At 42.8% G+C, this 18,000-nt stretch carries 19 protein-coding genes and 1 other RNA gene; 10 read left to right on the top strand and 10 right to left on the bottom strand.

All coding sequences use genetic code 11. From position 1 onward, the window contains the following. Position 1: 1 nt before the first annotated feature. The 3 genes from rseA to BMZ28_RS00110 form a co-directional block, all read right to left on the bottom strand. Entirely contained in the window at positions 2-634 is a 633-nt protein-coding gene (gene rseA / locus BMZ28_RS00100; protein WP_047780320.1) for an anti-sigma-E factor RseA, read from the bottom strand. A 46-nt stretch (positions 635-680) separates the two neighbouring features. Beyond that, positions 681-1,256 carry an RNA polymerase sigma factor RpoE gene (gene rpoE, locus BMZ28_RS00105; RefSeq protein ID WP_047780319.1) on the bottom strand — a complete coding sequence of 192 codons (576 nt, stop codon included), beginning with the start codon at positions 1,254-1,256 and terminating at the stop codon, positions 681-683. Between the two features lie 348 nt (positions 1,257-1,604). After that, on the bottom strand, positions 1,605-2,351 hold the full coding sequence (locus tag BMZ28_RS00110; protein ID WP_126467124.1) for a tRNA1(Val) (adenine(37)-N6)-methyltransferase: 747 nt from the start codon (positions 2,349-2,351) through the stop codon (positions 1,605-1,607). Between the two features lie 185 nt (positions 2,352-2,536). Between BMZ28_RS00110 and srmB the strand changes: the two genes are divergently transcribed. Further along, a complete protein-coding gene (srmB, locus tag BMZ28_RS00115; RefSeq protein WP_047780317.1) occupies positions 2,537-3,877 on the top strand; it encodes an ATP-dependent RNA helicase SrmB in 1,341 nt (446 codons plus the stop codon). Between the two features lie 102 nt (positions 3,878-3,979). Here srmB and grcA read toward each other — a convergent pair whose 3' ends face one another. Further along, complete coding sequence (gene grcA / locus BMZ28_RS00120) at positions 3,980-4,363, bottom strand: autonomous glycyl radical cofactor GrcA (RefSeq protein ID WP_047780316.1); 384 nt, start codon at positions 4,361-4,363, stop codon at positions 3,980-3,982. A gap of 385 nt (positions 4,364-4,748) precedes the next feature. On the opposite strand from grcA, the gene ung reads away from it, so the two are divergent. Next, positions 4,749-5,426, top strand: a complete 678-nt coding sequence (ung, locus tag BMZ28_RS00125) for a uracil-DNA glycosylase (RefSeq protein WP_074819952.1) — start codon at positions 4,749-4,751, stop codon at positions 5,424-5,426. A gap of 88 nt (positions 5,427-5,514) precedes the next feature. Here ung and BMZ28_RS00130 read toward each other — a convergent pair whose 3' ends face one another. After that, positions 5,515-6,912, bottom strand: coding sequence for a cytochrome c peroxidase (locus BMZ28_RS00130; protein WP_074819955.1), 1,398 nt, complete (start codon positions 6,910-6,912; stop codon positions 5,515-5,517). A gap of 340 nt (positions 6,913-7,252) precedes the next feature. Beyond that, positions 7,253-7,834: a nucleotide exchange factor GrpE gene (grpE, locus tag BMZ28_RS00135; RefSeq protein WP_047780313.1), complete on the bottom strand. Its 582-nt coding sequence runs from the start codon at positions 7,832-7,834 to the stop codon at positions 7,253-7,255. 124 nt (positions 7,835-7,958) lie between these two features. On the opposite strand from grpE, the gene nadK reads away from it, so the two are divergent. The 3 genes from nadK (at position 7,959) to bamE (ending at position 11,121) form a co-directional block, all read left to right on the top strand. Beyond that, on the top strand, positions 7,959-8,840 hold the full coding sequence (gene nadK, locus BMZ28_RS00140) for an NAD(+) kinase (protein WP_047780312.1): 882 nt from the start codon (positions 7,959-7,961) through the stop codon (positions 8,838-8,840). An 84-nt stretch (positions 8,841-8,924) separates the two neighbouring features. Beyond that, positions 8,925-10,586, top strand: a complete 1,662-nt coding sequence (gene recN / locus BMZ28_RS00145; RefSeq protein ID WP_047780311.1) for a DNA repair protein RecN — start codon at positions 8,925-8,927, stop codon at positions 10,584-10,586. 184 nt (positions 10,587-10,770) lie between these two features. Beyond that, the gene (gene bamE, locus BMZ28_RS00150) at positions 10,771-11,121 is read left to right on the top strand and encodes an outer membrane protein assembly factor BamE (RefSeq protein WP_047780310.1); all 351 of its coding nucleotides are present in this window, start codon (positions 10,771-10,773) and stop codon (positions 11,119-11,121) included. 44 nt (positions 11,122-11,165) lie between these two features. Here bamE and BMZ28_RS00155 read toward each other — a convergent pair whose 3' ends face one another. Further along, positions 11,166-11,462 carry an RnfH family protein gene (locus BMZ28_RS00155; RefSeq protein WP_047780309.1) on the bottom strand — a complete coding sequence of 99 codons (297 nt, stop codon included), beginning with the start codon at positions 11,460-11,462 and terminating at the stop codon, positions 11,166-11,168. Next, positions 11,452-11,886: an SRPBCC family protein gene (locus BMZ28_RS00160; RefSeq protein ID WP_047780308.1), complete on the bottom strand. Its 435-nt coding sequence runs from the start codon at positions 11,884-11,886 to the stop codon at positions 11,452-11,454. The genes BMZ28_RS00155 and BMZ28_RS00160 overlap by 11 nt, the downstream gene beginning before the upstream one ends. A gap of 255 nt (positions 11,887-12,141) precedes the next feature. Between BMZ28_RS00160 and smpB the strand changes: the two genes are divergently transcribed. From smpB to ssrA, 3 genes are all read left to right on the top strand, one after another. Further along, the gene (gene smpB, locus BMZ28_RS00165; RefSeq protein ID WP_074820575.1) at positions 12,142-12,624 is read left to right on the top strand and encodes an SsrA-binding protein SmpB; all 483 of its coding nucleotides are present in this window, start codon (positions 12,142-12,144) and stop codon (positions 12,622-12,624) included. Between the two features lie 293 nt (positions 12,625-12,917). After that, positions 12,918-13,427: a DUF2165 family protein gene (locus tag BMZ28_RS00170; protein WP_047780307.1), complete on the top strand. Its 510-nt coding sequence runs from the start codon at positions 12,918-12,920 to the stop codon at positions 13,425-13,427. A 204-nt stretch (positions 13,428-13,631) separates the two neighbouring features. Beyond that, positions 13,632-13,996, top strand: a transfer-messenger RNA (tmRNA) gene (gene ssrA, locus BMZ28_RS00175). 116 nt (positions 13,997-14,112) lie between these two features. Here ssrA and BMZ28_RS00180 read toward each other — a convergent pair. Together BMZ28_RS00180 and BMZ28_RS00185 are read right to left on the bottom strand one after the other, a co-directional pair. Continuing rightward, positions 14,113-14,940 carry a hypothetical protein gene (locus BMZ28_RS00180; RefSeq protein WP_074819957.1) on the bottom strand — a complete coding sequence of 276 codons (828 nt, stop codon included), beginning with the start codon at positions 14,938-14,940 and terminating at the stop codon, positions 14,113-14,115. Between the two features lie 274 nt (positions 14,941-15,214). Further along, positions 15,215-15,445, bottom strand: a complete 231-nt coding sequence (locus tag BMZ28_RS00185; protein WP_235432629.1) for a hypothetical protein — start codon at positions 15,443-15,445, stop codon at positions 15,215-15,217. Positions 15,446-16,316: 871 nt separating this feature from the next. Between BMZ28_RS00185 and BMZ28_RS00190 the strand changes: the two genes are divergently transcribed. Together BMZ28_RS00190 and BMZ28_RS00195 are read left to right on the top strand one after the other, a co-directional pair. Next, positions 16,317-16,871 carry an HdeD family acid-resistance protein gene (locus BMZ28_RS00190; RefSeq protein ID WP_074819959.1) on the top strand — a complete coding sequence of 185 codons (555 nt, stop codon included), beginning with the start codon at positions 16,317-16,319 and terminating at the stop codon, positions 16,869-16,871. Positions 16,872-17,066: 195 nt separating this feature from the next. Next, positions 17,067-17,993, top strand: a complete 927-nt coding sequence (locus BMZ28_RS00195) for an HNH endonuclease (protein ID WP_074819963.1) — start codon at positions 17,067-17,069, stop codon at positions 17,991-17,993. Positions 17,994-18,000 lie beyond the last annotated feature (7 nt).

Consider the following 18,000-nt stretch of genomic DNA (forward strand, 5'->3'; position numbering starts at 1 on the left):
ACTACTGAGTTAATCCTGTTTGCGTCGAACCATTGGTTTTCGCACTTGTGCTCGCTTGTGGAGCAATTTTTAATTGCTCAGCATGCAAACGACGTTGCAATTCGTAGTCCTGTAGCATGGCATTGATACGCTTACGCTGTTCCAAAGCCTGCTGATTGGTATTCTGAGCTCCTTCAGTCGCTACATCAAAGCTGACTGGCGAAGCCTGCCCACCTAACGGGATAGTATTAAATACCGGTGTATCTGGCGTACTTTCAATGCCTTGTTGGTTATACTGCTGAACCCCAACAATAACGGCCAGAGAAACACCCGCAGCAATACCAATTTGCCCAACCTGAGAAAACCAAGGGCGAACTTTATGCCAGAAAGGCATTTTCTTCCAGCTCTCTGGGTGCGGCTGTGATACAGCTGGTTGAGCTGTCGTTGTAATAGCAGGTTCCAACGCTAATGCGGCAGAAACCTTATCGGCAATATCCAGATGAACCACTTCACTGATATCCCCTCGCAGAGTATCGCGAATCAGGTGGTAGCGATGCCAACTTTGCTGAAGCGTTCTATCTTGAGACAGAGACCAGATAACTTCGTTATCTATATTTTCCCCATCCATCAGAGCTGAAAGCTTTTCTTTTTGCATGCCTAATACCCTTTCTTTTGCAATATCCTAAAAGCCAGATACAAAACTAGCGCTGTACTAGCGGTTGCACTTTATTATCAATTGCTTCACGAGCCCGAAAAATTCTCGATCTCACGGTGCCAACAGGGCAATCCATGATTTCTGCAATTTCCTCATAACTCAAACCATCGATTTCACGCAGTGTGATTGCCATTCTTAAATCTTCCGGCAATGCTTCAATGGTTCCAAATACAATTCTTTTCAACTCTTCTGACAACATTAAGTTCTCAGGGTTCGAAATTTCTTTTAATGCACCTGCATTCTCAAAATTTTCCGCATCCCCAGCATCAACATCGCTGGATGGTGGGCGACGTCCCTGAGCCACTAAATAATTTTTCGCGGTGTTAACTGCTATCCGATACAACCAGGTATAAAACGCACTGTCCCCGCGAAAAGATTCCAGTGCACGATAAGCCTTAATGAAGGACTCCTGCGCCACATCCGATACATCCGCCTGTGGCACATACCGGGAAACAAGACCCGCAACTTTATTCTGGTAACGAACAACCAGAACATTAAATGCATTTTTGTCGCCCTTCTGGACTCGTTCAACCAACACCTGGTCGGTTAACTGCTCGCTCATTCGAGGTAATATCTCCTCAACTATCTCGATGCGTATCATGCTGCCAAACCAATTCTATTATGGTACTAATTTGAGCAAGCAACTCATTAGAGACCATAAGTAACGATTAGTTCCCATGATCTTACGCGTATGAATATCATTAGCTGTTTTTTCAACCAATATGCAAATTATTTGTCTATTTCGGCGATCGGCCCAGTCTAAAAAACCAATGGCTTAGCCTGATTACCGTAGGCTAACATGAATTCTACTTTACCACCTTAATCTTACAACGTTTCTTTGAAAACAAGGCGGCAAATCTTCAGCACTCTATTTACGATGATATTGCGGTTAATGATGGATAAGGCCGCATTAAAGTGCCAGATAAAAATCTTTCGCCAATTGTTTAAACTGCTCGGTATAACTTTGTCTTCCCGGCTGATGAGTCACTAAGTGTTGTTCATGGCAGATGCTCGGCGTCTTGGTTAACTCAAGTAAAACAATATAAGCGGGTTTATCAGGCACATCGCTAACCCAAGTTCGACGTAGGGTGAACCACCCCATGCTCAGCGCAAGCTGCTCTAATGATTGCCCAGAGGCACAAGGCAACATCACCGCAAATCGTCCATGGGGAAGCAGCAATTTATCAACATACATCAATAAATTATGATGACTAAGAATATGAGTATAGCGTGCTCTGGAACGGGCCTCGTCACGACAGTCCGTCCCTTCCGGAAAATAAGGAGGGTTACTGATAATCAAATCATAATGTTCATTGGTTTGTTCGGCATAGTCCTGAATATCCGCATGAAAGACTTGAATCCGCTGGTGCCAGGGAGAAGCCTGCACGTTTTCCTTGGCCTGAAGATAAGCTGCGCCATCGATTTCTACCGCGTCTAAAACTACCCGCTCATCACTGCGCTGCGCCAACATCAGAGCCAATAATCCGGTGCCTGTGCCAATATCCAAAACGCGTTGGCAGTTATGAACGTCCGTCCACCCGCCTAAAATGACACCATCCGTCGTCACCTTCATGCCACATCTATCGTGACCAACAAAAAATTGTTTAAAGGTAAAACCGCCGCAGCGAAGTAAAGGTTTCGTTTCGTTATCTTTCATCGTACCCTGCATAAATAGCTTATTATCATCCTATCGTTGGGGTAAAAAATAGATAAGCCGATTATCACACCCCAAATGCAGCAGCGATTCTAGCCGAAAATAAAGATAAATACCCAATAGTCGACAATAACAGATGAAGATCGCCGCCAATCCATCTATAATCGGCGCCCCAAGCAGAGGTAGACATGACCGTATTAGACTTTTCCGCACTCGATCTCGACCAGCCATTGCTGGATGCATTAAGTGACAAGGGCTACCAACGCCCTACCGCTATTCAAGCGGCAGCGATCCCTGCCGCAATGGAAGGACGTGACGTTCTCGGTTCCGCCCCAACCGGCACCGGTAAAACGGCTGCGTTCCTGTTACCGGCATTGCAGCACCTGCTCGACTATCCGCGCAAGAAGTCCGGTCCGCCACGTATTTTGATTTTGACACCCACCCGTGAACTGGCCATGCAGGTTGCAGAGCAGGCTCGCGAACTGGCTGCCCATACTCATTTAGATATCGCCACCATTACCGGCGGCGTTGCCTATATGAACCATGCTGAAGTGTTCAGCGAAAATCAGGATATTGTCGTCGCGACCACCGGTCGTTTGCTGCAATATATAAAAGAAGAGAATTTTGACTGCCGCGCCGTTGAAACCCTGATTTTAGACGAAGCTGACCGTATGTTAGACATGGGCTTCGCTCAGGATATCGAACGAATCGCTGCCGAAACCCGCTGGCGCAAGCAAACTTTATTATTCTCGGCAACTCTGGAAGGGGAAGCGATTCATGACTTTGCTGAACGCTTACTCAACGATCCGGTAGAAATCGAAGCCGATCCTTCTCGCCGTGAACGTAAAAAAATCCACCAGTGGTATTATCGCGCTGACGATGTCAAACATAAAACCGCCCTGCTTTGCCATCTGCTAAAGCAGGATGATGTTCACAAGGCCATTGTATTCGTACGCAAACGTGAACGTTTACATGAACTGGTTAAGTGGATCCGCGATGCCGGCATTAACTGTTTCTACCTTGAAGGGGAAATGGTTCAGGCAAAACGCAATGAAGCTATCAAACGCTTACAAGATGGTACCGTTAGCATTCTGGTCGCCACTGACATCGCCGCTCGTGGGCTCGATATTCTTGATATCAGCCACGTCTTCAACTTTGATCTTCCTCGCACTGCCGATACCTATCTACACCGTATTGGCCGTACCGGACGCGCGGGTAAAAAAGGCATTGCGATTTCTTTAGTGGAATCTCACGATCATCTGCTGTTAGGCAAGATCGAACGTTATCTACAAGAACCGCTGAAAGTGCGCGTTATCGATGAACTACGCCCGTCCACCAAAGCACCGGGGCCAACCAATGGCCGTAAGCCATCGAAGAAAGCTAAAGAAAAAGCAGAGACCAAACGCAAAGAGAAAAATAAAGAAAAGGTCAAAGTTAAGGTTCGCCATCGGGATAGTAAAAATGTCGGTAAGCGCCGTAAAAGTGCTGCCACTAGTGCTACCCCAAATAAAACCGACAGCAACGAATAATGTTCAGTCTGGTTTAATAAAGACGATGCCGTAAAAAAGGCCGCTGATTATCAGCGGCCTTTATCATTCTATAACGCTAAGCCCATAGGCTATATCGATATATTACAGACTTTCAGTAAAAGTACGGGTAATAACATCGCGTTGTTGTTCTGGAGTCAGTGAGTTAAAACGCACTGCATAACCAGAAACACGAATCGTTAGCTGAGGATATTTTTCTGGGTTATTCACTGCATCTTCCAGCGTATCACGGCTCAGCACGTTGACGTTTAAATGTTGGCCACCCTCAACACGTACGGTTGGTTTAACTTCCATCGGAACTTCGCGATACTCGATTTGGCCCAGTTGCTCAACAGGAACAACCTGATCTTCTGCATAATCAGCTTTAGCACATACACAGCGAGCTTCAGCCGTTTCATCATCCAACAGCCAGAAAGAGTTCAATAGTGCAGCGTTGTCAGCTTTAGTAATTTGGATACCAGTAATCATTGGTGCCTCCATTAGTATTTTAAAATTTATGCTCCCCTGATATTTTAGGGCAACAATCTTGAATTTATTCAATATGTAACATTAGTGACATCACACTAATATTATTTTGCCTCTTATATAACAGTGAAACAGCCGCAATTCTTTGACTTAAATCAATTCGTCTTTTGCAAACAATTCACTTATTTTTGCAGCTTTTTGTTTTGTATCAACTTTTCACCCTTTCTTAGAATTTAAATATTTTTGTAAATTTTCAATTTTTTTTATAATTTTGTCCTGTAGCAGCATTAAGCACAATTTAAAGATCCTCCTCGTCTTCGCCTTACGGTATTATTAATCAATAAGTTCCTCTTACCGCTCCGTACCGCCAGAAGAAAGGAGACCCTTCATGAGCGAAAAACTAACCTGGCATGATGTTATCGGTCAGGAAAAACTGCAGCCCTACTTTCAGGACACGCTAAAATTTGTTGCCTGTGAAAGAGCTGCTGGCAAAGTTATTTATCCACCGCAGAAAGACGTATTCAATGCTTTCAGTTCAACTGAACTGGCAGATATTAAAGTGGTGATTCTGGGGCAAGATCCTTATCACGGCCCAAATCAGGCCCATGGCCTATCTTTCTCGGTTCTGCCGGGTATCCAGCCTCCCCCATCACTGGTGAATATGTATAAAGAACTCATCACCGATATCCCCGGATTCCAACGGCCTAATCACGGCTACCTGCAAAGCTGGGCCGAACAAGGCGTGATGTTACTCAATACCGTATTAACCGTAGAAGCAGGCAAAGCCCACTCCCATGCCAGTCTGGGTTGGGAAACCTTTACCGATAAAGTGATTGCGGCTATCAATGAAAACCGCGACGGCGTTGTGTTTATGTTATGGGGCGCTCATGCGCAGAAAAAAGGCCGCATTATCGATCGTCAACGCCATCACGTTTTAGCCGCACCACACCCATCACCGCTATCAGCCCACCGTGGTTTTTTAGGCTGTAAACACTTCTCGCAGGCCAATATGCTACTGGAACAACAGGGTTTAACGCCGATTAAATGGCAGTTGGATAACCTCTAAAAACTTCCCAGATTAAAATCTATTTCGCTCCAATAAAACATAACCGCGCTAAATAGCGCGGTTATCATTAACTAAACCTCAATCAAACTTAAATCTTAGTCGGTTGATCCAACTTATACTCACCCGTTAAAGACTTCAGGAACTCAACCATATCATCCACATCTTTCTCTGGTAGCGTTGTTTCTAACTGATACTTAAGCATCATATCCACCGCCCCTTTCAGAGTATCAATACTGCCGTCATGTAAATAGGGCCCCGTCAGCTCGATGTTTCTCAACGTTGGTACTTTGAAACGAAAACGGTCACGTTCAAAAGTGGTAAAGTTGAAGCGCCCTAAATCAACTTCAGTGATTCCATGCCCGCGGCCGGCGAAGTAATCCTCTTTTAATCCCATCATTTCAAACGACTGCCCGCCTAAATTCTTACCTACATGACACGTACCACACTTATTATCTTTAAATAGTTTAAAACCATTCTTCTGCTGAGCAGTAAGGGCGTTCTCATCTCCCTTCATATACCGGTCAAAAGGACTGTTTGGCGTGACCAGTGTCTTCTCAAACTCGGCAATAGCATCCGTGATAGTCTCTGCAGAGAAGCCTGCCGGATAAACCTCAATAAACGCAGCAGTTAACGCAGGGTCTTTAGCCAGTTTACCGATGATCTGATCCCAGGACTCAGAACCCATTTCGATCGGATTCAATGGCGGCCCACCTGCCTGCTCCTGCAGATCTTTCGCCCGACCATCCCAGAATTGCTCAACGTTATACACCGCGTTAAACACCGTTGGTGCATTAATTGGCCCCATCTGACCGTTAATACCTTTTGATGTAACTAAACTATCAACACCGCTACCGTCCAACTTATGGCAGGTTTCACAAGAAAGCGTGTTATCACCAGATAGACGATTGTCGTGATACAGAATTGAACCTAAAGCCACTTTTTTAGCATCCGTTGCTATGGGTTCCGGTAATGGTTGAACAATTTCATTTTGGAAATCGGCACTCACGCCCTTAGTGACATAATATTTAGCGCGTTGTTGTTTAGCCCAGTCAAGAATAGCGGTACGATCTTCGCTACTGACACTACCGCTCCAATGCATCGCAGTGTAACGTGTTGGTGGCATCACCTGATCCTGCATCACACGTTCAATTTTTGCTAAATCAGCTTCAGGAGCCGCTGTCCCATTGATTAAGCTATTCATTGTTGAGGTCAGATTGAAGTGAACAAAGCCCATCTTCACATCATGTTCCATTAACTGCTTGGCAATGGGAAATGATGCATAGAAAGGCATATCAGCATTGGATGTATGACAATACTCACAGCCACGCTGGTAAAAAATCTCCCTAATATGTGCGTCACCTTTTGGCGCCGCACTGCTAATAAGACGCTCACTACGTTTAGCGTCATAGTTGTAAAGATAGGCTACGGTTCCTAAATAACCGACAATACCTATGGCACACGCTCCCACGATTAACTTTTTTATCATTGCTCCCTCGCATAATTATCTGTCTTAATTTTAATATCATGAAAAATCCAAATTCATAAAGAAAAGCGCTTGGATTATCTCTGGTAAATAAAATAGGCAGTTGATAGAGATCAAGTCTCTCTAATAATATTCCCTATCGTTAGTATAGGTTATAGCTATTAATATAAAAAATGCATCCAATGCGTTGCTTTAAATAAATCAATGAGGGGAAAATAATATTTAATGACATGAATAACAAAAAGAATTTAAAGAAATGTGAGATAAGACTTAATTAAGATTCTTATCTCACACAAATAAAGAAATTAATTAGAAGCGAGTCTAATTAATATCGTGATTATTTTTATTTAGAAACCGCTACCATAGCAGGACGAATTAAACGACCATTTAAAGTATAACCTTTCTGCATAACCATCATCACATGGTTTGGCTGATGCTCAGCCGATTCCATCATGGTCATGGCCTGATGTAATTCAGGATTAAACGGTACGTTAACATCCTCAACTACTTCCACACCAAACTTACGTACTGCACCTAACAGTGACTTAAGGGTTAATTCAACTCCCTCAGTCAGGGCCACAATATCGGGATTTTCCTGATTGGCGGAAGCCAATGCACGTTCCAAGTTATCAATGACCGGCAATAATTCTATGGAAAATTTCTCTAAAGCAAATTTATGCGCTTTCTCAACATCCTGCTCAGCACGACGACGAACGTTTTCAACTTCAGCCCGAACGCGTAAAATATTTTCACGCTCTTGCTGTTGAGCCTCAGCCAGCTGGGCTTCCAGATTAGCGATACGTTCAATATATTGACTGTTTACGTCTGTCTCTGCGGCCTGTTCTGCGCCTTCCATTTGCTGATGTTCATTTAATGTTTCTTCTGAGACTTGCTCATTAGGGGTGTTTTGTTCTTTACTACTCATGTCAATCTCCGCAGTTTGGCATTACGCTCACTTGTTCGCTTATATTATGGGGATGAAAATTGACGAATCAAGGAAGTCGTTCACATTGTATGGATGCATTGTCGCATCTGACAGGAAAAATTAAATGAATAATAACACGTTCAGTTGCATAGGGTTGGTTGGCCACCCTCGCCATCCTGCCGCATTAGCGACACATAAAACGCTTTACCAATGGCTGAAAACCAAAGGGTATTCGGTCATTGTTGAGCAGCAAATCGCTAATGACCTGAAACTTGACGGTATGGTGACCGGCAGTCTGGCGGAAATAGGTCAACAAGCCGATCTGGCCGTTGTTATCGGCGGTGACGGTAATATGCTGGGAGCGGCTCGGGTTCTGTCGCGTTACGATATCAAAGTGATCGGCGTAAACCGTGGCAACCTTGGTTTTCTGACCGATCTCAATCCGGATAACCTTCATCAGCAGCTTTCCGAAGTTCTGGAAGGTGAATACATTAGCGAAAAACGCTTTTTGCTGGAAGCCCAACTCCATAGAGCCAACCAACCAACGCGTATCAGCACGGCGATTAACGAAGTGGTTCTGCATCCGGGTAAAGTTGCCCACATGATTGAGTTCGAAGTGTATATCGACGACAACTTCGCCTTTTCCCAGCGCTCTGACGGATTAATTATTTCCACCCCAACGGGCTCAACCGCTTATTCGTTATCCGCCGGAGGGCCTATTCTGACGCCCACACTGGACGCCATTACGCTGGTTCCTATGTTTCCACATACGCTGACCTCAAGACCGTTGGTCATCAGCAGCAACAGTACGATAAATCTGCGCTTTGCCCACTATAGCCGCGACCTTGAAATTAGCTGCGATAGCCAGATCGCGCTGCCAATTCAAAGGGATGAACAGGTGGTCATTAAACGCAGTGATTCACACCTGAACCTGATTCACCCGAAAAACTATAGCTATTACAATACATTAAGCACCAAGCTGGGATGGTCAAAAAAATTATTCTAAAAATTGCATAACTGACTTTACTGTATAAAAAACCAGTTTATACTGTATGTAATTACAGTTATGGTCTGGTACAGGAAGATAATCATGCTGGCACAGTTAACCATCAGCAATTTTGCTATTGTTCGTGAATTGGAAATCGACTTTCAGGCAGGGATGACCGCCATTACCGGAGAGACCGGCGCCGGTAAATCCATTGCTATCGATGCCTTAGGGCTGTGTCTGGGCAGCCGCTCAGAAGCGGCCATGGTACGCAATGGCGCCAATCGAGCGGATATCTGTGCCCGTTTCTCCCTAAAAGACACGCCGGCAGCGCGCCGCTGGCTGGAAGATAATCAGCTTGATGACCAGCAAGAGTGTCTACTTCGTCGAGTGATCAGTGCCGACGGGCGCTCCCGTGGTTTTATCAACGGGACGGCGGTACCGGTTTCTCAACTGCGTGAACTGGGTCAACTACTAATTCAAATTCATGGGCAACATGCGCACCAACTCCTGCTAAAACCCGATCACCAAAAACATTTGCTGGATGCCTATGCTCATCAAACTGAGTTAACCGTTGAGATGCAGCAAACATACCAAAAATGGCACCAAAGCTGTGTCGAACTGGCTCAGTATCAGCAACAAAGTCTGGAGCAGGAATCCCGCCAGCAGTTACTGCAATATCAGCTAAAAGAACTCAACGAATTTGCTCCGCAAGCTGGAGAATATGAGCAAATTGATGAAGAATATAAGCGTTTGGCTAACGGTGGACAGCTACTCTCGTTAAGTCAGGAAGCCCTACAAATACTGGCTGAAAACGATGAGCAAAACGTATTGAGCCTGCTTAATCACGCCAAACACAGCCTACAAGAGCTCATCACCATTGATGATAAAATGAGTGGTTTACTAAGTATGCTGGAAGAAGCCGCGATTCAGATCAGTGAAACCAGTGAAGAACTGCGCCACTACACCGAGCGGATGGAAATGGATCCGGTTCGCCTGTATGAATTAGAGCAGCGTCTATCACGTCAGTTAGCCCTTGCCCGTAAACACCATATCGCTCCTGAACAACTGCCTGAGCTTCACCAGCAACTGCTGGAAGAACAACAACTCATCAGTCAACGTGACAACGATTATGCAGCCCTAACTGAGGCTGTCGCTGAACATCATAAACACGCTCTGGAAGTAGCGAAACGACTGCATATTCAACGTACACATTATGCTAACGAACTATCCACGCTGATTACCGATAGCATGCACTCACTTTCTATGCCACACGGCCAATTGACTATTGAAGTGAACTATCAACCGGAACACCTGAATGCTGAAGGCGCAGACCGGGTAGATTTCCGCGTCTGCACTAACCCAGGACAACCGTTACAGGCACTATCAAAAGTCGCGTCCGGCGGTGAACTGTCACGTATTGCCTTGGCCGTTCAGGTCATTACCGCCAAGAAAATGGATACCCCAGCGTTAATTTTCGATGAAGTTGATGTCGGTATCAGCGGCCCAACCGCCGCCATCGTCGGTAAGCTATTACGCCAGTTAGGTGAATCGACTCAGGTTATGTGCGTGACACATTTACCTCAGGTTGCCGGCAACGGTCACCAACACTTCTATGTGAGTAAGCAAACCGACGGCGAAGAAACCGAAACTCAAATGCTATTACTAGACAAAAACGCCCGCTTACAGGAATTGGCTCGTCTGCTAGGCGGCAGTGAAATTACTCGTAATACGTTGGCTAACGCCCGTGAACTGCTGGCCGCCTGATTCGATGAATAAAAAATAAATCATGGTGCTAACTTTTTGCTAAAATCAGGGTCATACCAACGCGCATTATGGAAAGTGAAGATAACTTTTTATCACATGACCGTGATAAACAAACACTAAAGGTTTCCAAATGTCGCAAGGTCTATTATCATCGACAGCCTGTGTTTTAAAGGAAAGTACTATTATGCGCTGCAAATTGTTGACTGCCGCTGTGGTGGCCATTGGAATTCTGTTAACCGGTTGCTCCACCTTTCAAAAAGTGGTTTACCGCCCGGATATCAATCAGGGTAACTTCTTAACGCCGGCTGAAGTCTCCAAACTGCAAAAAGGCATGACCAAACAACAGGTGGTTTATATTCTGGGTACACCACTGATGCAAGATCCATTTGGTTCCGATACTTGGTACTACGTCTTCCGTCAGCAGCCAGGACATCAGGACGTTACTCAGCAAACATTGACCCTAACGTTTAATAGCGGCGGTACGCTGACCAGCATCAATAACGATACATCCATGATGAAACAGCGGGATGAGTAACGATTTAATCGTTTACACAATCGATTTCAAATAAATAAGACGCCTTAAGGCGTCTTATTTTTTGCTCTTTCTGCGCGTATACGCCGCAACTCTTTTGGATCGGCGGTTAACGGACGGTAGATCTCTACCCTATCACCATCTTGCAATACATCAGCCAATTTAACCCCTCGGCTAAACACCCCAACCTTATTCACCGCTAAATCAATATCGCTACGCTCAGCAAGAATGCCAGAAGCCAGTATGGCTTGCTCAACGGTGGTTCCCTGCGGCACGGTTAACGTCTTGATATATTGACGTTCCGGCAAGGCATAAACCACTTCAATCTGGAGATCAGCAGCCATAAATTTCTTTCGCCCGCTTAGTAAATGCCTGCACCATATTCAACGCCAAATCCTGAAAAATTCGACCAAACGCAATTTCAATCAGTTTACTGCTGAATTCAAATTCCAGATTAAATTCGATACGACAGGCATCGTCTCCCAACGGAGTAAACAGCCAACCGCCTTGCAAAGTACGAAATGGACCATCCACCAGCGTCATATCAATAACTGAATCTTTCACCATCTGATTACTGGTAGTAAACGTTTTACGAATCCCCATCTTGGCAACATCTATGGATGCCGTCATGGTGGTGTCAGTCTGTTCAATAATGCGACTGCTTACGCAACCGGGTAAAAATTTCGGATATGAAAGAACATCATTAGCCAGTTTATACATTTGCCCGGCGCTATAATTGACCAGTGCCGAACGTTTGATACGCTGCATTACATTTCCTAATCAATGATTCTGAGAATGGGTAAAAAAATTAACGGCGCAAATCATACCACCTTCGCAGTTTCTGACCAAAAAACTTGCCGGGGTTTGCCTGCTGCGCTGACCATAATTGAGCAGATGATTAAACAATCCCGCTGTCCATACCTACGTTAATATCTGGTATCACGTGAAAAGTAACATAAAAATTTATCGGTAGCGGGATTGAGGGATATCTTTCAAATCAGCATTAAGTATAATAAAAGCATTATGACAAAGAAAAAAGCATACAAACCCGGTTCCGCTACCATTGCGATGAACAAACGCGCCCGCCACGAATACTTCATTGAAGAAGAGATCGAGGCTGGATTAGCCCTGCAAGGCTGGGAAGTAAAATCCTTACGCGCCGGTAAAGCCAATATCAGTGACAGTTACGTAGTATTTCGTAATGGTGAAGCCTATTTATTTGGCGCAACCATTACGCCATTAAACGTGGCCTCCTCGCATATTGTTTGCGATCCAACCCGTTCACGGAAATTACTCCTGAACAAAAAAGAGCTGGATAAACTGTTCGGCCTGTCTAACCGTGATGGCTATACCATTGTGGCGCTTTCCATGTACTGGAAAAATGCCTGGAGCAAAATCAAGATCGGTGTGGCAAAAGGTAAACAGCTGCATGATAAGCGTACCGATATTAAAGATCGCGAATGGAAAGTGAGTCAGTCGCGAATTATGAAGAATGCAGGTCGTTAACCTCTTTCTTCAGTTGCTGAGCGTATATTATTAAGCAGGCATTTTTACTTTGCCTGCTTATTGATACTCCTCTGATATACCACCAATTCACTAACTATTTTAAATCTCCTCTTTGTAAATCATTGCATTCTCTTCACTTGTTCTATCAATTTCACCACCTATGTTGACCCATGTTTAAAAGGGCACGTTGATCTCATCATTAAAAAATTAACAATAAAAAAACATTGTGTAATAATTTAGATCAATTTCATCAACAAAATCAGCATTAACTTATTAACACCAAGGAAAGACTTATGATCACCCGTTTATCCAAAATATCCATGCTTATGGCCATCGCCCTTTTTGCCAGCCTGGTGGCTTTTGGCAATATTACCGACTTTAATACTAACTTCGCCTTTGTATACCACGTCTTTTCCATGGACACGATTTTCCCTGATGCCACCATCAAATACCGCAGTATCGAAACCCCTTGGATGCATACTGCTGGCTATGTGGCGATTATTGCAGCCGAAACGCTAACTGCATTGTTATGCTGGATTGGTGGTTTTATTCTGTTAAAAAATATTAAAGCATCAGCTTCTGTATTTAATAAAAAGAAAAACGTCGCCATTTTGGGCCTAACCCTTGGCTTTCTGGTATGGCAAGTTGGCTTTATGTCAGTGGGTGGTGAATGGTTCGGCATGTGGATGTCAAAACAGTGGAACGGCGTACCTGATGCATTCCGTTTCTTCGTCACCATTATTCTGGTTTTACTGTATCTGACCCGACGTGATGAAGAGCTGGATTGCCAGCAGGATAAATAACTCACGCTCGATAAGAACTGAACAATAAACCAAACTCGCCGCCTACAGCGTCTAAACCACCGTTGGCGGCACCGAGTACATCTTTCCCCCTTTCCCGATAGAACATATTTTATACGCCAACCCTCTGCCCAATAACTAATTAACCTCACCTTCATCTAACGCTGGTTAAAGTACTCATCTTCTTGCTATAATGACCAAACTATTGGGGCTGATTCTGGATTCGACGGGATTTGCGAAACCCAAGGTGCATGTCGAGGTGCGGTAGGCCTCGTTAATAAACCGCAAAAAAATAGTCGCAAACGACGAAAACTACGCACTAGCAGCTTAATAACCTGCTTAGAGCCCTCTCTCCCTAGCCTCCGCTCTTAGGACGGGGATCAAGAGAGGTCAAAACCAAAAGAGATCGTGTGGATGCCTTGCTTGGGGTTGAAGCATTAAAACTAATCAAGCTAGTTTATTAGTGGCGTGTCTGTCCGCAGCTGGTAGGCGAATGTAAAGACCAGACTAAACATGTAGTGCCGACGGTGTAGAAATTTCGGACGCGGGTTCAACTCCCGCCAGCTCCACCAAATTAAGTTCTAAAGAAGACTAAAAAGCCCGCAAACCTCAATGTCTGCGGGCTTTTTTCTGTCTGACATAATCTGAAGACATCTTGTTAACTCTAATAATCATAGGCATACTGAACTTACAGCAGCTCAAGATTTTCATCTTTAGCATCAAAAAATTTATAGTTATAAGGGAAAAGGTCGTCATCATCTCTTGTACTAGTAATAAAATGCCGGTACATAGTTAATTCCCTTGCTTCGAACAATAATAAACTGTCCTCTTGCAGTATTTGAAATGTTGAGTCTGATGTCAGATTTAGATCAACCGAACCCTGAGAGTTATAAATAAAACCATTGGAACACTCAAAATCAAAACGAAAACCTGTTCGCCATTGAGAATTAGAGCCCCAGCCATGCGATAAATCGTTTGAAGCTCGATGACTTCTTGTATAAGCCCAATATATTTCTGCATTATTCACCAGATCAATATTGTATTCTGACGGTGACATGGAAATAACGACACCACCTCTATTAATCAATAAATGATCAAGCATTAAAGCAGGGTAGCATATTTCTAAAATATCAAAATTTGGTTTACCACTTTCCGCTCTTATAATTTCATAAAAGAAAGGGTTGAATACCTCAGGAGTCTTTATGCTTAATCCAAGACGTTGGGCAAAAGAAATATATTGTTCCTGAGAGATGAAAGGCTCCTTGCTATTAATAGCTACTCTATCTTTATATTGAAAACATTGTGTTAAACAGTCGAGAACTCTTGAGAGTGCATATAGCTGCCATGAAGTTTCATCAGATATATGGGCAACATTATTTACATCTATAGTTAAGTTACTTACTTTCTTGATAAAATTAGAAAAGTCACGTTCATTTGCATCAAGCCAAGGAACTAACTCATCATTAAATATTTTATCACCCTGATAGTTTGTAATATTATAAAATAAATCTCTCATATTTTCATACTCAGTAATCTGACATAATTACTGATTATCTAAAGGAAGTTAACAGTAGGCAACTATTTCCTCTTAACTTATTAAGATGGGGATGTAAGTATCCGGCATAACCGTGCTATTAAATATTAAAGACAACTAGCTCGAAACACAGGGAATGAGAAACTGACGATGAAGCCTGAGTTGCAGGTTTAATTAACCATTGAGTTAAAACCACCGGAAAGAGCAATGGGATCTTTCCGGACCCTGTAAATAATTACGTTCTACTCCACTGCATCTAAACATCCAACTCTCTATTAATAAGCACAATATCCACACTTTGATGCGGATAATAAATTAAACCGGCTTGAGGCGATTTTACCATTACACCTTCTGTATAATCTTTCCAATCTTCCATTTTAAACTCTGCTGGCACAAACAGTCTGTTTTCAAAGCAGCAGACCACAACTCCCGTCATTCCGCCACTCAAACTTACTTGATCTCCAAGCATAATTTCATCATTATTCATATACCTCATGAAAAATCCCCGCGACTAAATTATATAAAAAGAACTATTGGTGGTGGGCTACACCACAATCGCCAAAAGCATGTTTTGAAGATGGTACTTAAATGATGAATGAGACTTCTGGTTATTCACTTGATAATGCCAATGAACCCGTAAGTCCATTTAAGCCTAATAATTTCCGTAGCCGTGTTCAAAAAACGGTTATCCTAATCCCCAGAAAAGATCACATAATTTTTTAAAATACTCCTTTACCTTTGTGCCTAATTTCCCCCTGCAAAAAAACATACTTATTAATAAAGTAACAGCAACAATAAAAGCAACCCAAATAGAGATAATTTCAATATTCACCAGAGTCCAATAGCCTCTTATTTCATCTATAAAATAGAGTAAACATCCCTTACTGTTCTTATAATACATCAACCTAACTATTTTATTAATGGCATTTTCTTCTTATTTCCCTTCAACCAGCAAAAAACCTTATATCTGAAAGCTTTCTTTTACTTCTCATTTTTCTTAAAAATACTCATGATTATGCTAACCACATACCAAGTCATTATTACCTCTAAATTACCTCTAAGTAGGAGGTCCAGTATTATATTACTTAATATCTGTAACTCATCCTTAAGTTAATACCCACAGTTAGAGTTAACAACCACAGCTCAGTACGAATGATAAAGGTGTAATGAGTCCGTTTGAAACCGCTGTTACCACGAAAGGCCTGAGAAACGATACCGTTGACCGTTCGTTGAGTCTCACCCTCCCCCTAAACTCCCATTGAAAACTTACTCACTATTTTTAACAAACCTCTATCAAACCACCCTCAGAGGACTATACTGAATAAGAACAAGTTGTTTACAAATCAACGGAGGGAAAAATGAATCAAGACGTAATTGGAAAGATATCCCGCAACTGGTGGATATTAGTTGTGTACGGCATCATCGCGATATTATTCAGTATATCCGCCTTGTTCGCACCGTTATCTACAGCATTAGCCATTGCTTGGGCGATCGGTTTACTGGCTTTAGTTGAAGGGATTATTACCTTAGCCTCATTGTTTACCACCCAAACCAGCATATCCAAAGGTTGGTTGATTTTGTATGCCGTTATTTCGATTATTTTCGGCATCATAACGCTCTATAACCCAGCAATTACCGCCAATGTCATGTTGGTGTTCCTCGCTGTCTGGCTAATCATCGCCGGTATTTATCGGATTATCTTTGCGATTCAGGTGCGTAATCAGATTAAAGGCGAGTGGTTAATCATTCTCAGCGGTATTTTGGCTATTTTATTAGGGATTTTGCTGATATCTCAGCCTATTACTGGTTTAATTGTTACCACTATCTGGATTGGTGCAATCGTACTGGTTTATGGACTGTTGCAGCTTTATGCAGGCTTTAAATTACGCAAGTTTAATACGCATACAGCCTAATTAAGCCGTTAATAGCCATACTGATTAAAACCGTATCTTGCTAAGAGCGATACGGTTTTTTATTTTATGCCCACCATGTTTACTAAAATTGATAGACTCAATTAGCTGCTAATATTGTTATTCACTTACTTATTTTAATAACTCATCCAACTAAGCTAAACTACTAGCCCTCATCCTTGTCCGAGTGGCTCTCCTATGCAAAAACGTTTTTTCTGGGTAAATCATAAACAAACAGGTAAGCAAGAACGGGAAAATAGTTATATTTGGGCGCCAAAAACCAAGTCGAATGGCGCACAGAATATTCCCTATGACAACCTATTAAAGGTAAGAAAAGGAGATATCATATTTTCCTATTCAACGCTTATTCAAGCATATGGCATAGCTCAAGGCCCTGCTTATTCTAATCCTAAACCAAAAGAATTTGGTAAAGCTGGAGAGGTTTGGAATGACGATGGTTGGAAAGTAGATGTAAAATTTCATCCAGTAACTAATAAAATAAAACCATCTGAATATATTGATCAATTAGCTCCACTTCTTAATGCAAAATATTATCCCATCAGTCCTAAAACTGGGTATGGCATACAAAGTTGCTATTTAGCAGAGATTAGTTGTGATTTAGCACTGCTTTTATTTTCATTAACTGAATCGGAGCATTTTGCTGATACTGTAATTTGCAATGACATTATTGCTGAACAAGAAGAACTTAAACGAATGGAAAAAGAACTGGAGCACGATAAGGAAACAGATGTAAAACGCATGCTCTCTGCTCGAATTGGACAAGGCGACTTTAGAAAAGGTGTCATCCAATTAGAGCCCATTTGTCGCGTTACTAAAATTCGTGATACTGCATTTTTAAAAGCAAGTCATATCAAACCATGGCGTGACTCGAATAAGACAGAAAAGTTAGATCCTCATAATGGCTTAATGCTCGCACCTCATGTCGATCATCTTTTCGATCAAGGTTGGATTAGCTTCACAAACAAAGGTGATATATTAGTTAGCCAACAATTAAAACCTGAGATATTCCAACAGTTAGGGCTAAAAAAATGTAATGTTGGCAGCTTCTCTGAGAAAACAACCAAATATTTAGCTTGGCATCGAGAAAATATCTATAAAAAATGATACGGCT

The organism is Pragia fontium DSM 5563 = ATCC 49100 (assembly GCF_900112475.1).
Taxonomy (GTDB): Bacteria; Pseudomonadota; Gammaproteobacteria; order Enterobacterales; family Enterobacteriaceae; genus Pragia; species Pragia fontium.

What these genes read in the sequence shown, in the direction of transcription:
- BMZ28_RS00155 (WP_047780309.1), bottom strand. Translation starts at nt 11,462, where the DNA reads ATGGCTGCTGATCTCCAGATTGAAGTGGTTTATGCCTTGCCGGAACGT.
- grpE (WP_047780313.1), bottom strand. Translation starts at nt 7,834, where the DNA reads ATGAGTAGTAAAGAACAAAACACCCCTAATGAGCAAGTCTCAGAAGAA.
- BMZ28_RS00180 (WP_074819957.1), bottom strand. Translation starts at nt 14,940, where the DNA reads ATGAGAGATTTATTTTATAATATTACAAACTATCAGGGTGATAAAATA.
- BMZ28_RS00185 (WP_235432629.1), bottom strand. Translation starts at nt 15,445, where the DNA reads ATGAATAATGATGAAATTATGCTTGGAGATCAAGTAAGTTTGAGTGGC.
- BMZ28_RS00170 (WP_047780307.1), top strand. Translation starts at nt 12,918, where the DNA reads ATGATCACCCGTTTATCCAAAATATCCATGCTTATGGCCATCGCCCTT.
- grcA (WP_047780316.1), bottom strand. Translation starts at nt 4,363, where the DNA reads ATGATTACTGGTATCCAAATTACTAAAGCTGACAACGCTGCACTATTG.
- ung (WP_074819952.1), top strand. Translation starts at nt 4,749, where the DNA reads ATGAGCGAAAAACTAACCTGGCATGATGTTATCGGTCAGGAAAAACTG.
- rpoE (WP_047780319.1), bottom strand. Translation starts at nt 1,256, where the DNA reads ATGAGCGAGCAGTTAACCGACCAGGTGTTGGTTGAACGAGTCCAGAAG.
- BMZ28_RS00130 (WP_074819955.1), bottom strand. Translation starts at nt 6,912, where the DNA reads ATGATAAAAAAGTTAATCGTGGGAGCGTGTGCCATAGGTATTGTCGGT.
- BMZ28_RS00195 (WP_074819963.1), top strand. Translation starts at nt 17,067, where the DNA reads ATGCAAAAACGTTTTTTCTGGGTAAATCATAAACAAACAGGTAAGCAA.
- nadK (WP_047780312.1), top strand. Translation starts at nt 7,959, where the DNA reads ATGAATAATAACACGTTCAGTTGCATAGGGTTGGTTGGCCACCCTCGC.
- BMZ28_RS00160 (WP_047780308.1), bottom strand. Translation starts at nt 11,886, where the DNA reads ATGCAGCGTATCAAACGTTCGGCACTGGTCAATTATAGCGCCGGGCAA.
- recN (WP_047780311.1), top strand. Translation starts at nt 8,925, where the DNA reads ATGCTGGCACAGTTAACCATCAGCAATTTTGCTATTGTTCGTGAATTG.
- smpB (WP_074820575.1), top strand. Translation starts at nt 12,142, where the DNA reads ATGACAAAGAAAAAAGCATACAAACCCGGTTCCGCTACCATTGCGATG.
- BMZ28_RS00110 (WP_126467124.1), bottom strand. Translation starts at nt 2,351, where the DNA reads ATGAAAGATAACGAAACGAAACCTTTACTTCGCTGCGGCGGTTTTACC.
- rseA (WP_047780320.1), bottom strand. Translation starts at nt 634, where the DNA reads ATGCAAAAAGAAAAGCTTTCAGCTCTGATGGATGGGGAAAATATAGAT.
- srmB (WP_047780317.1), top strand. Translation starts at nt 2,537, where the DNA reads ATGACCGTATTAGACTTTTCCGCACTCGATCTCGACCAGCCATTGCTG.
- BMZ28_RS00190 (WP_074819959.1), top strand. Translation starts at nt 16,317, where the DNA reads ATGAATCAAGACGTAATTGGAAAGATATCCCGCAACTGGTGGATATTA.
- bamE (WP_047780310.1), top strand. Translation starts at nt 10,771, where the DNA reads ATGCGCTGCAAATTGTTGACTGCCGCTGTGGTGGCCATTGGAATTCTG.